The following is a 13,061-nucleotide window of genomic DNA, read 5'->3' as shown; positions in this document are numbered from 1 at the left end:
AATGCGTACGATTTGTTCCGCAAAATTTTTCTTAAAGCAGTTTGGAAATAACTTTTGAGCATACTACCTTCTTTCGTTGAAATACGAGAATAAACTGAATAGTTTTTCTTTTCTTGTAATTTTTTTATTCACACTTCAATGTTTGTACAGGATTAGCCGAAGCAGCCTTGACGGCCTGAAAACTGATTGTAACTAATGCTAGACACATGGTGATCAGTCCGGCCGATAAAAACAGATCGATTGAAAGTTCTTTTCGATACGCGAAATCTTCCAGCCAGCGATTCACAAAAAAATAAGCGAGCGGCCATGCGGCAATATTGGCCAGAACAATGATCTTGAGAAATTCAGCCGACAATAAATTCACTATATTGAATACCGAAGCCCCCATTACTTTCCGTATACCGATTTCTTTGGTACGATTTTCAGCGCTGAAAGCTGACAAACCGAATAATCCCAGACAGGCAATGAAAATCGTCAAGGCGGCAAAGCCGAGAAAAACGCGGTGAACGATCATTTCCTTTTGATATAATTTTTGAAATGCCTCGTTAAGGAAGAAGTGTTCAAAAATATTGCCGGGACACCATTCACTCCACGTAGTTTGAAGCGCTTGGATGGATTGAGATATGTGCCGTTTATCCAGTCGCACAACGGCATAATCCCGGTAATACGATTGAGCCGATAATGTAATCACCAATGGTTCCACAGCATGATGCAGTGACTGAAAATGAAAATCTTTAACCACGCCAATGACTTTGCCTTTAATTCCATGCATCGACAATGATTTGCCTACGGCGTGGTCCCATCCGAATTTCTGCATAGCTGTTTCGTTAATAATAAATGCATCGTATTCATCCGCTTTACTGCTTGAAAAATCACGGCCATCTTCCAATGTCATACCCATCGTACGAATAAAATCCGGCTCGACGATCAGCGTACTGATATCATTTCGTTCTTCCAGATTACCTTCGGCTCGTACCGGAAAACCATAATAACCTTTTTCCCAAGGTAAATTGGAAATGACCGTCACATTTTGTACGCCGGGCAGTGCGGCCAGGTGCGTCTTAAAGACATCAAACTTTTTTTGTACGGCCTCATCGCGGAGTGGCATTATAACCACTTGATCAGAATTGAAACCCAGGTTTTTAGTTAGGATGAATTCAACCTGTCGATTTACTGCTAGGGTCGAAATAATAAGCGCGATGCAGGTAGTAAATTGTAAAAACACAAGAATTGACCGGATATTTGATCGTGACGAACCAAAAACATTAATTCGGCCATACAGTACCGCCACCGGGCGAAATTTGGACAAAAATAACGCCGGATAAATTCCCGCAGCTGTTCCAACTAAAAAAGTCAAAACAATAAAGCTTGATATGAGACCCCACGTATAATGAACTTCTAGCGATTTTTCGACAAACGCATTAAACTTCGGAAGGAAAATTTCAATCAATGCGATAGCAATAACGGACGCAACCAGTGACAGCATGATTGACTCGCTGAGAAATTGTCGCAATAATTGATTACGGCCTGCGCCCAATACTTTACGGACACCAACTTCGCGTGCTCTTCGGATTGCTCGCGCCGTTGACAAATTTGTAAAATTAATACAGGCAATTACCATCAGCAGAATCGCCACCGTTCCGAAAATGTACAGATAAGCAATATGGCTCACAGGCGCGATCTCATTCTCGCGATTAGAATGGAGATAAATATCGCTCAGCTTTTGTAAATGAAAAACACGTTCATCTTTTTCGCCAAGATATTTTTTGGCAAACGAAGGCAGTTGATTTTCAAGTGAAATAAGTGATGACGGCTCTTTCAAAAGTGCGTACGTATACATCGGCGGCCAGTACCAGCTTTTTTTACTGGTCAGCACCCAATCGCCCATGACCAATTTGAGGCTTTGGATATTGGTAAGAAAATCAAATGTGAAATGTGATTGTGACGGAATATTCCGGATGACCGCCACTACGGTCAGTTCAACCGTACGATCGACAAAAATACGTTGGCCGATAGGATTCGCATCGCCGAAATACCGACGCGCCGCCGTTTCAGTCATCACAACGGCATTCGGATTATCAAAGTCTTTGAAAGAACCCTTTGTAAGGCTAAATGAAAAAATTTGAACAATCGATGGATCGGCAAAAAAGAAACCCGATTCTTTGAATTCTTTTTCATCAAATTTCACGGCAGCGTTGTACGGATACAAACGCGTAACAGCTTCTATGTCGGAAAAATCAGAAACAATAGCCGGCGCGAGTGGAGCGGGCGTAGTGGCAAAGTAACGTGTCGTACCTTCGCTTGTTTCATCCGTGACGAACCGGACGATGCGATCATACCGGTCATGAAAACGATCGTAGTGCGATTCATCCCAGACATAAAGTCCTATCAGCATGCTGCATGCCAATCCAACTGACAAACCAGTCACATTGATCAACGAGTAGATTTTGTGTTTGCTTAAATTTCTAAAAGCGATCTTCAGGTAGTTTTTTATCATAAAGCACCCGCAGCGGTTATAAAAATTAGTTGATGCCCAAAGCATTGATGTCAATTACATAAATAGAAAAACACCGGTAAGATACTAACTAACACCAAACCAAAAAAATTTAGAGCCCATAGGATCACCTTAAATGTTCATGTCTATTCGCTACTCGTATTTAAGTGCATTCACAGGGTTTGCTACGGCTGCTTTCAGCGCCTGATAGCTGACCGTTAACAGGGCAATCAGCAGCGCGGTAAGACCGGCAATGATAAAAGTCATGGGGCTTATACTGATCCGGTAAGCAAAATTTTCTAACCACGAACCCATTACATAATACGCGATCGGCCAGGCTATGAGGTTGGCCAGAACAACCAGTTTTAGAAATTCTTTGGAAATTAAATGAACGATCCCGGTGACCGATGCGCCGAGTACTTTCCTAATGCCGATTTCTTTCGTTCGTGTTTCCGCCATAAATGAAGCGAGTCCTAAAAGTCCGAGACACGCGATAAAAATAGCCAACGCGGCAAACGATACAAAAATGCGTCCGAGCCTGTCTTCCGACGCATACAGTTTTCCAAAATTGTCATCGAGGAAAGTGTAGGAGAAAGGCGCTTGCGGGAAAAGCTTTTCCCACGTCGATTGAATATGAGTCAACGCTGCCGAAGCCTGACCGGTCGAAATCCGAACGCTGACATTGTTGTAGCCGTTAGGCCAGTATGAAATGGGTACCAACACCAGCGGTCCGATCGTTTGATGCAGTGAGATGTAATTAAAATTTTTCATCACACCAAGTACCGTCATCGTCAAAGGCGGTTCAATTCCCCACCATTCAACTTTTTTGCCGACCGCATCTTCCGGCTTCGTCCAACCCAATTCCGCTGCCGCCGCTTCATTGATTAATATGCCGTCTTGCATATCGGTCGGAATCTCTTTGGAATAATTTCTGCCTGCAAGCAATTGAATACCAAACGTCGGAATAAAATAATGATCCGATGGAATGGTTGTCATTTCCCATTTGTCGGCATCGTTGGACGGGATTTTCCTGATTGGAGTTCCCATGATCCGGTTACCCGGCACAAACGTCGAAGCCGCTACATTCTGAACATCGGGACTCTGGAGCAATTGCTCGCGAAATACTTCATATTTATTTTCCAGGATAGCATTGCTCACCGGCAGAACCACTACCTGGTCTTTATCCAATCCAAGTTGTTGGTGTTGAATAAAATCCAGTTGTCGATAAACCGTTATCGTGCTGATAATCAAAATAATTGAAACGGCAAATTGCAGGCTCACAAGAATCTTGCGAAGTTTTCCTCCACCTTTTCCCGCTGTTTGTTTACTTTTTAACGACTCAACCGGATTGAACCTCGACAAATATAGAGCCGGATACATACCGGCCGTAATACCTACAAACAAAACTACTATAGCAATCAACGGAAAAACGAACCCGCTTGTAAATAAACTGAATTCAAGATGCTTACCGGCGAGTTGATTGAAAAACGGCAAACTAAGTTCAACCAGCAGCAGAGCCAGCAACAGCGCAGCAAAACTTAATAAAAACGTTTCTCCAAGAAATTGCCGGATCAATTGCACGCGTAATGCGCCCAGAACTTTACGCAAGCCGATTTCTTTGGATCGTCGCGCAGAGCGGGCCGTTGAGAGATTCATAAAGTTGATACACGCAATCAGCAGTACGCATACGGCAATAGCCGAAAAAGTGTAAATGTACGCCATGTTCCCGGCCGTACCGAATTCGCCCCGCAATTGCGGCGACAAATGAATATCCAGTAACGGTTGGGCGATCACGCTGTAGGTACGACCCAATGTTTTGGCCATGTCATCCTGCATGTACTTCGAAACAAATTGCGGCAATTTTTGATTAAGAGCTCCCCCCTGATTTTTGTCATGTAACAAAGCATATGTTTGCGTCGGATAAAAAGCGTGCCAGTTATTTAACGTTTCGAGACCGATAATTTCGTTGAGCGAAATCGAGGAGGCAAGCATATCGAATTGAAGTTGTGAATTGGCCGGTAAATCCCGAATCACAGCGGTAACATTAAAATCGCGCTGATTTTCATATCGAATCGTTTTGCCGATGGGATTTTCATTTCCAAAATATTTTTTGGCCGCCGTTTCCGTCAGGATGATCGAATACAAGTCTTTCAGCGCCGTGGCCGGATCGCCCTCTACGAACGTCCACGAAAAAATTTTGAATACATTCGCGTCGGCCCACAGCACTGCTTTTTCCTGAAAGTGATTATCGCTATGACCGAAGATCGGCTCGCCCCATTTAATGATCCGGGTAATTTCTTCAACTTCCGGGTAGTCGTTTTTTACTGCAGCCGCCATCGGATACGATGTTGTCGCCAGTTTCAGCATGTTGCCTGCAACGTCCACATCCGTCCTGATTCGATAAATGCGCTCGGCATTCGCGTGATACCGGTCGTAACTCAATTCATCCAGCACAAAAAGCATGATGAGAATACAGCACGTAATGCCGACGGCAAGCCCGGTAATATTGATGAAAGAATATCCCCGGTGCTTGAGCAAGTTCCGTAAAGCAATTTTCAGATAATTTTGAAACATTCGATCCTCCTGATTATTAGATGGCGGACGTCAAACCGAATACAACGCTCCTCATAGTAATTATGATATTCACGCCGCTTTTATTCGTATTTCAATACATTAACCGGATTCGTGGAAGCCGCTTTGTATGCCTGGAAGCTTACCGTTAATAATGCGATCGCCAAAGCTATCGCGGCTGACAAAATAAATGTCCACACAGACAAATCGGTTCGATAAGCGAAATCCTGCAACCATAAACTCATCGCGCCATAAGCCAGCGGCCAGGCAATCACAATGGCGATTGAAATTAATTTCAAAAAATCCCGCGATAGAAGCGTTACAATCGATTGAATGGAAGCGCCCAAAACTTTTCGGACGCCGATTTCCTTCGTCCGTTGTTCTGCCGCAAAAGCAGCGAGCCCGAGCAATCCCAGACATGCAATCACAACCGCCAGCCCAGAAAAAATCCCAAAAAGATTCATGATGCGGCGATCATCTTCGTAATGGCGCTGCAAAGCGTAATCGACAAACTCGAATTCAAAAGGAAACGACGGCATAAGCTCATTCATTTTCTTTTCGATGCGGCCGATCACTTCGGGAATGTTCTCTGTGCGGATGCGAACGGTCATCGCGAGGCGAGACGTGTAACGTGTAGCGCGCGCCGGCCAGCACAAAAGTGCAAGCGGATTGATTTCTTTATGCAGCGAAGCGAAATGAAAGTCTTTAACAACGCCAACGACTTGCGCCTGGTGCCAGCCGTTATAACTCATCGTTTGTCCGACCGCTTGTTCAGGCGTCCAGCCGAAAAGTTTTGCTCCGGTTTCATTAAGCACAAATGCGCCGGCCGAATCGGAGGCAAATTGATACGAAAAGGCTCGGCCGGCAATTACCTCCAGCTGTAAAGTATTGATCAGGTGTTCGTCGCATTTGAGAAAATTGATTACGCGATTGTCATCATCGGAGGCCGCCACAGGTTTAAGCGATGAACGTTCTATCTCGCGATCAGACACAAAAAACGCCGCCATGGCCGCATCGCTCACTTGCGGAATGGAAACTAATTCCGAACGTAATATTTCAGTCCGGTTGCGCCAGTTTTCCATATCACGAACGGTCAAATTGATCAATTGATCCTTGTTGAAACCGAGATTTTTATTTTGAATAAAGGCTATTTGGTCTCTCGCGACAAGCGTGGCGACGATCAATACGACCGTGATTGTAAATTGAGTAACAACCAGGAACCGCCGTAATTGAAGCCCGGATTTCTGTTTGATTTCTCCTTTAAGAATTGGAGCCGGTTGAAAATGAGACAAAAAGAGAGCAGGATAGCTTCCCGCGATGAGGCCGACAAAAAATAAAACAGCGGCGAGCGTAATAACAGCGTCCATGCTTTGCCAACTGAAAAGCGAAACGGATTTACCGGTCAGGTTATTAAATAACGGAACAAACAATTCTGCAGCCACCAGGCCGATCACCATCGCGGTCAACGTTACAATAAACGATTCGCCAAGAAACTGACGCACCAGTTGAAAACGCTGTGCGCCGAGAACTTTACGCATACCGACTTCTTTTAATCTCCGGGACGAACGCGCCGTAGCAAGATTCATATAATTGATACATGCAATGAGCAGTACCAGGAACGCGATGGTTCCAAATGTATAAATAACCGTATAACTGTTGTGCGGCAGTGGCTCGCCGCTAAGATCAGGCGCCAAGTGAATATCCGCAATTGGCTGCATCGGGAATACTGTATTTTCTGCAGATTGTTTGCTCAAATATTTTTCGACGATAGCGGCAAATCGTGGCGCCATCGATTCCGGTGTAATACCCGGTTTCAGTAGCACATAAGCCCACGTATCATTAGTTACTTTCCACTCATTACGCAGCCGAAGGAAAGAACCCAACATATCGAAACGAAGATGGCTATTGCCCGGCACGTCCCGCATCACACCGGTAACGATATAGTCGGTGGTTTTATCGACGTTGATGACTTTGCCAATGGGATCTTCGTTACCAAAATAAATTTTAGCGGCCGATTCCGTCAACACGAGCGATTCTTTATTCGCTAAAACGGTCTTCGGATTCCCTTTGATCAACTCATTACCAAAAACGTCAAATATGTTGGGATCGGCAAATCCTACAACAAGACTGGTCAATTGTTTTTGTCCGAAACTGATCAGACGGTTTTCGCGTGTTTGAAAGCGTACAACCGTTTCGACCGCATCGGGAAATTCTTTGGCCACAGCCTCCCCGAAAGGCGCCTGAGTAAAAGTTGAAATAAATTCACCGTTATCTTGATTTTGCGTAATACGGTACAAACGTTCATGATTAGGATGGAATTTATCGTAACTGAGTTCATATCGGATGTACAACATGATCAGGAGACAGGCGGCAATACCAACGGCCAATCCAAGAATATTGATAGCCGAGTATCCTTTGTTCTTCGTCAGATTACGAAGTGCGATTTTCAGATAATTTTTAAACATTGCTTAATCCTCTTTGTTCAGATAATCATTGAGGGATGTAGCTCATATCGGCGCGATAACGCAGAATAGAACTGACGTGATGTGAAATAACCGACGTCATCTTTTGCAAATTTTTCTCGTCCTTATATTTCGACAATAGTTCAGCCATCCCGTTTTCCGACAACCCTATTTCAGAAAGTTTTTCAATTGGAAACATCACGATGTACGACGGTTGATTTCCACCGTTGACGAGTTTATAAACCGCGTGCTGCCGGAGATTTTTTTCTTTCATCAATGCGGAATGGTATGCCGCCAATATATTTTCAAAATCGATTTCAGTTCCCGGCTTGATTTCGTAACGGTGCCACTCGATGAGAGCGGACGGTTTTCGCGATTCCAATGCCGCATCATTACTCAAAGGCTCCATACGCATATAATGGCTGAAGTTGAGAAAAGCCGCGTAGGGCGTGACATTCAAAGCGTTATCGGCTGCATCGGCGGCCGGTGCGACTGGGCGATCGAAATCCTCCCATGTATGCCCAAACGTACCATCGACAAACAGTCCAACATCATCGCCGCCGATCACCTGCCAACCATACCACGCCCATGGATCTTTATTATCCGCGTGCCAAGTCAAGTGGCGTTTGTAACCCAATTCAAAATCACGACGCACATTTTCTTTTGGTTGAATGGTCACGATGCGTGCAGCACTGCCGGTGTTTTGGGCGTACAACCAACACGGAATCGCCGTCAAAACAATCAGAATAATTTTTAGCATTCGTTTAGATTTGTTTTAATTTTCTAAACGGTTTTTAAAAACTACCTGAACATTTTTATCCGTAGCCTGGCCGATTTGAAGAAGCCGCCAGTCATGATCGTAATTGGCGATCATATCTTTCAGGCACAACGCATGTTCTTTATGCGGTTCTGTACATTCTTCCCATGCAAAAATTTCCACGCGGTAATGATAGGTTTTCTTCTGCCCGTTCACACGCGCTTCAATTTCAATGCGGTCTTTGGCTTCAAGGTTCGGAAGTTGAATGACGATCTCGGCCATATAAGTCTCCTTGGTGGTTTAAAAATGAAGAAATTAATTAAAAATCAGTCGAACTTTTTCTTTGACGAACGCACATAAAAATTTCATAATCCGTTGATTCATTATTCATATTTCAATGCTTTTACAGGATTAGCCGATGCCGCTTTGACCGCCTGATAACTCACGGTGGCCAATGCAATCACCAAAGTCGATCCGGCTGCAATGACGAAAACCCATGGCGACAGTGAAACGCGATACGCAAACCGTTCGAGCCATAGTTGTAAGACAACATACGCTACCGGCCATGCGACGATGTTAGCGAGTAATACCAAACGTAAAAACTCTGTGGACAGAAGGCCGATGATACCCGGGATACTCGCGCCCAGAACTTTACGAACGCCGATTTCTTTCGTACGTTGAGACGTGCTGTAAGCGGCTAAGCCGAATAATCCCAGGCAGGCAATAAAAATTGCCAGCGAGGTAAACGTCACAGCTACGCGGTTAAAATCTTCTTCGGCACGATACATCCGGCCAAGATTGTCATCTAAAAAGGAATACTCAAATGCGCGGTCAGTAACGGATTCTTTCCATAGGCCTTCAATAAATTGGATCGTTTCCCGTAAATGTTCCGGTTTCAATTTAACAGCCATGAATTTGATGAAGAAACCATTGCGCTGATTGTTCTCAGGAGGGCCGATAAGCACAAACGGTTTAACTTCCTGATGTAACGACGTGACGTGAAAATCTTTGACCACGCCACGAACGGTTATGATGATCGTACCGCTATTGTCCCGAATGGTACCGAATCTTTTACCAATGGCTTCTTCGGCAGTACGCCATCCCAGATAACGCTGGAGCGTTTCGTTGATCAAAACCTCGCGGTGGAAAGGATCGAGGACATAATCCCGCTCAAACGGCCGGCCTGCAATCATTGTTATGTCAAAAGTCTGAGTAAAATCCTGACGAACGGTAAGACGTGGCACAACGACCGGACCACTGCTGCCTTCCGGTTCAAAAACATCCGTATTGTGACTCTCACCCAGAACCTGTTCCATCGCGGTAACGTGCGTGATTCCCGGATTCTGGAGTAGACGATTTTTGAAATTTTCGAATTGATCAATGTTTGTCAACGATGATCTCTGGATCGGGACAACCAATACCTGATCCTTTTGAAATCCCAGATTGGCATTTTTCAAGTAATCGAGCTGTTGAAACGCCACCAATGTTCCGATAATCAAAATTGTCGAAATGGCAAATTGCACGGTAACCAATATACGCCGCAATGAAAGGCCTTTGACGGTCGATTTAATTCCTTTGACGATAGTAATCGGCTGAAACGATGAGAGATAAAATGCCGGATATAATCCGGCTAAAGTACCAATTCCCAATACAAGACCAATGAGCGCTACCACAATTTCAGGAGTGAAATGCAAGCCCATATTCTTTCCCGAAAGCGCATTGAAATATTGAAGCGTCAATTCGACCAATCCCATACCGGCCAACATACTCAATGAAGTCGTCAGGATCGATTCCCCGAGAAATTGTGCAATCAGGTGACGGCGATCGGAACCCAAGACTTTGCGCATGCCGATTTCTTTGGCTCGTGACGCCGACCGCGCTGTCGTCAAATTCATAAAATTGATGCACGCGATTCCGAGAATAAAAACAGCGATGGTAGCGAAAATGTAAATATAAATGATGCGGCTGTTCGGTTCTAATTCACCATCAAGATTAGAATATAAATGAATATCGGTCAACGGTTGGAAAGCCAGCGTGGCATCGTTACGGATATTTTCGGGGAAATATTTTTTCACTACCTCAGGCAATAATTCATGCGGTGCGTCGTCTTTGACCAGCAGATAACTCCAGGCCGGATTCCAGTACCATGTCGTGCGCTGACGTTCCGTCAAAAACGGAAGAGCGCTGCTGAAAGAAACAAGCGCATCGAATGTAAAATGGGCGTTAGACGGCGGATTTTCGGCAATTCCGCTGACTATAAAATCTTGTTTATTTTCAAAACGGATTATTTTGCCCATAGGATCTTCCGAACCGAAATATTTCTCCGCCATCGTTTCTGTCAGGATGATCATGTTCGGTTGTTCTAACGCCGTTGCCGCTTCACCACGCTTGAGTTTGTAACTGAATACTTTAAAAAAACCCGGGTCGGCAAAAAACAAACGTTTCTCATTAAAACGTCTGTCCGGCGAAGATTCCAGCGTTAGTGAAGGTGCGCTGAAATTGAATAGCCGCGTGTACGCTTCAATTTTATCAGGATGGTCTTCGGCAAATGTCTTGGCAAAAGGGATCGGAGTCGTTGCGGACGTCTCGCCAACGCCATTTTGCAAAATCGATTCCGTCACACGATAAATTCGATGGGCATTTTGATGAAACCGGTCGTAACTGAGTTCATACTGCACGTATAAAAGAATCGTCACGCACGAAGCAATACCGATAGCCAAGCCAAGGATATTTACTGCCGAATACGTTTTGTTCTTAAACAAATTACGGAGCGCAATTTTGAGATAATTCAGAACCATAACAACCTCATTGTATTGACATACATTGCAAATGGCATGTAATCAGCTATTCATATTTCAACGCTTCTACCGGATTGGCGATAGCGGCTTTGAGAGCCTGCATGCATACCGTGGCCAATGCAATCACCAATGTTACTCCGGTAGCTAATACAAAAACTCCCCAACCCATTTCGGCACGGTAGGCAAAATCTTTGAGCCATTCATTCATAGCGTAATATCCGGCCGGCCATGCGATGATGTTCGCTGCAAAAATCAGTAGCATAAACTCTCCGGCAAGAAGCTGCAAAATGTTGCGAATGTTCGCACCGAGTACTTTCCGGATACCGATTTCTTTGGTGCGTTGTTGTGCCGAAAATGCGGCCAGCCCGAATAAACCGAGGCAAGCTATGATAATAGCCAAAACGGAAAAAATCGTCGTGAGTTGCGCAAATCGCTGATCGGCTTCATAAATGCCCCGAATGCGCTCGTCCAGGAACGTATATTCGAACGGATAATTGGGCAAAAGTTTGTTCCACGTCGCTTCAACCGAAGCGATCATTGGTGTAGGATCGCCCGACCGAAATTTAACGAACACAAAATCGTTACGATGCGGCATCAGGAAAAGAAGCAAAGGTCCGATCGTTTCATGCAAGGAAGTAAAATGAAAATCATCGACGACTCCAATCACATTGCCTTTGGTATTCGGGATGTGAGGCAGGTCAAGTTTTTGACCTTGAGCGGTTTTCCAGCCAAACCTTTCCATAGCCGTACGGTTAATAATTACCGATCCTTGTTCGTCCGTCGGAAAATTTTTCGAAAATGACCGTCCTTCAATCAAATCCATCCCCAGTGTTTCAAAAAAATCATAATTGACCGGATATAACAAAACTCGGACGGGTTGATTGGGATCGCCGCCTTCCGGTACGACCGAATAACCCCCATAGCCGCCATCCAATCCGTTGCGGGAAGCGGTAACACCGAGGACATCCGGATTGTGCAATAATGTTTCCTTCAGAGTTTCATATTGCTGCATCAATTGTGCCCCACGCATCGGTAGCACAATCGTATGTTCTTGTTCGAATCCAAGATTTTTGGCGCGCGTAAACTCCATCTGTTTGTAAACCACCATCGTGCCGATGATTAAAACAACGGACATTACAAACTGCGTTACAACCAATGCTTTGCGTACCTGAATTCCGGCTTTTCCGCTTTTAAATGTGCCTTTTAAAATTGAAATCGTTTGGAAACCGGACATCACGATCGCCGGATATAATCCAGCCGTAATGCCAATAATTAAAGCCACAATGAAAAACAATCCGGCGGTGATCAAGCGATCGGCCACCGTTAAGGTTAACGGAACGCCAAGCGCTGAAGCAAGAATTTCTCCGAAAAATTCTACGATCGCCCATGATACGATAAGGCTGAAAGTAGTCATCAGAGCCGACTCAGACAAAAATTGCCCGATCAATTGACGACGTTCGGAGCCTAATACTTTTCGAAGTCCGATTTCTTTGCTACGTTTTCCCGCGCGTGCAATCGCAAGATTGGTGAAATTAAAAGCTGAAATTGCAAGAATCAAAAATCCGACAATGGACAATGTATACACATGGGATAAACTGCCCAACGGCCCGATACACCCTTGAAGTCCTTCAGAGTGGAGATAGATATCGCGAACCGGCTGTAGTTTATAAAAAATCCGCTCTGATGTTGCTTTACCCAGTCGTTTTTCAATCAGCGTGGATATTTTGTTTTCCAGTTCAACAGCCGAAGCATGCTCGGCCAATTTTACATAGGTAAAATAAGAAACGGATCCCCAGCTGTGAACGTTGTAATTCGGAGTGACGGCGGTAAACGTCGGAAATGAAATCAGCAAATCGGCTTTGATGTGTGACGGTTTCTCAGCCGGAGCTAAGACGCCGGCCACTTTGACGGAATAGCGGTTGTCCATTTGAATAACTTTTCCGACAGGATTCTCATCACCGAAATATTTTTTCGCCGTT

Annotated in this window: 7 protein-coding genes; all 7 read right to left on the bottom strand. The window is 44.7% G+C overall.

The window, feature by feature from the left end; translation table 11 throughout:
• Positions 1-124: 124 nt before the first annotated feature.
• Positions 125-2,497: an ABC transporter permease gene (locus K1X84_15365; GenBank protein ID MBX7153006.1), complete on the bottom strand. Its 2,373-nt coding sequence runs from the start codon at positions 2,495-2,497 to the stop codon at positions 125-127.
• A 150-nt stretch (positions 2,498-2,647) separates the two neighbouring features.
• The gene (locus tag K1X84_15360; GenBank protein MBX7153005.1) at positions 2,648-5,068 is read right to left on the bottom strand and encodes an ABC transporter permease; all 2,421 of its coding nucleotides are present in this window, start codon (positions 5,066-5,068) and stop codon (positions 2,648-2,650) included.
• Between the two features lie 80 nt (positions 5,069-5,148).
• Positions 5,149-7,530 (bottom strand): ABC transporter permease, encoded by a 2,382-nt coding sequence (locus tag K1X84_15355; protein MBX7153004.1) that lies wholly within the window; start codon positions 7,528-7,530, stop codon positions 5,149-5,151.
• 25 nt (positions 7,531-7,555) lie between these two features.
• Positions 7,556-8,287, bottom strand: coding sequence for a hypothetical protein (locus tag K1X84_15350; protein ID MBX7153003.1), 732 nt, complete (start codon positions 8,285-8,287; stop codon positions 7,556-7,558).
• Positions 8,288-8,302: 15 nt separating this feature from the next.
• Positions 8,303-8,566 (bottom strand): DUF2771 domain-containing protein, encoded by a 264-nt coding sequence (locus K1X84_15345; GenBank protein MBX7153002.1) that lies wholly within the window; start codon positions 8,564-8,566, stop codon positions 8,303-8,305.
• 101 nt (positions 8,567-8,667) lie between these two features.
• Positions 8,668-11,082, bottom strand: a complete 2,415-nt coding sequence (locus tag K1X84_15340; GenBank protein ID MBX7153001.1) for an ABC transporter permease — start codon at positions 11,080-11,082, stop codon at positions 8,668-8,670.
• A 46-nt stretch (positions 11,083-11,128) separates the two neighbouring features.
• A partial coding sequence (locus K1X84_15335) for an ABC transporter permease (protein MBX7153000.1) occupies positions 11,129-13,061 on the bottom strand: 1,933 nt, incomplete at its 5' end.

Source organism: bacterium (assembly GCA_019695335.1).
Taxonomy (GTDB): domain Bacteria; phylum CLD3; class CLD3; order SB21; family SB21; genus JABWBZ01.
This window is presented reverse-complemented; position numbering and strand designations above follow the sequence as displayed.

What these genes read in the sequence shown, in the direction of transcription:
- K1X84_15355 (MBX7153004.1), bottom strand. Translation starts at nt 7,530, where the DNA reads ATGTTTAAAAATTATCTGAAAATCGCACTTCGTAATCTGACGAAGAAC.
- K1X84_15340 (MBX7153001.1), bottom strand. Translation starts at nt 11,082, where the DNA reads ATGGTTCTGAATTATCTCAAAATTGCGCTCCGTAATTTGTTTAAGAAC.
- K1X84_15350 (MBX7153003.1), bottom strand. Translation starts at nt 8,287, where the DNA reads ATGCTAAAAATTATTCTGATTGTTTTGACGGCGATTCCGTGTTGGTTG.
- K1X84_15365 (MBX7153006.1), bottom strand. Translation starts at nt 2,497, where the DNA reads ATGATAAAAAACTACCTGAAGATCGCTTTTAGAAATTTAAGCAAACAC.
- K1X84_15360 (MBX7153005.1), bottom strand. Translation starts at nt 5,068, where the DNA reads ATGTTTCAAAATTATCTGAAAATTGCTTTACGGAACTTGCTCAAGCAC.
- K1X84_15345 (MBX7153002.1), bottom strand. Translation starts at nt 8,566, where the DNA reads ATGGCCGAGATCGTCATTCAACTTCCGAACCTTGAAGCCAAAGACCGC.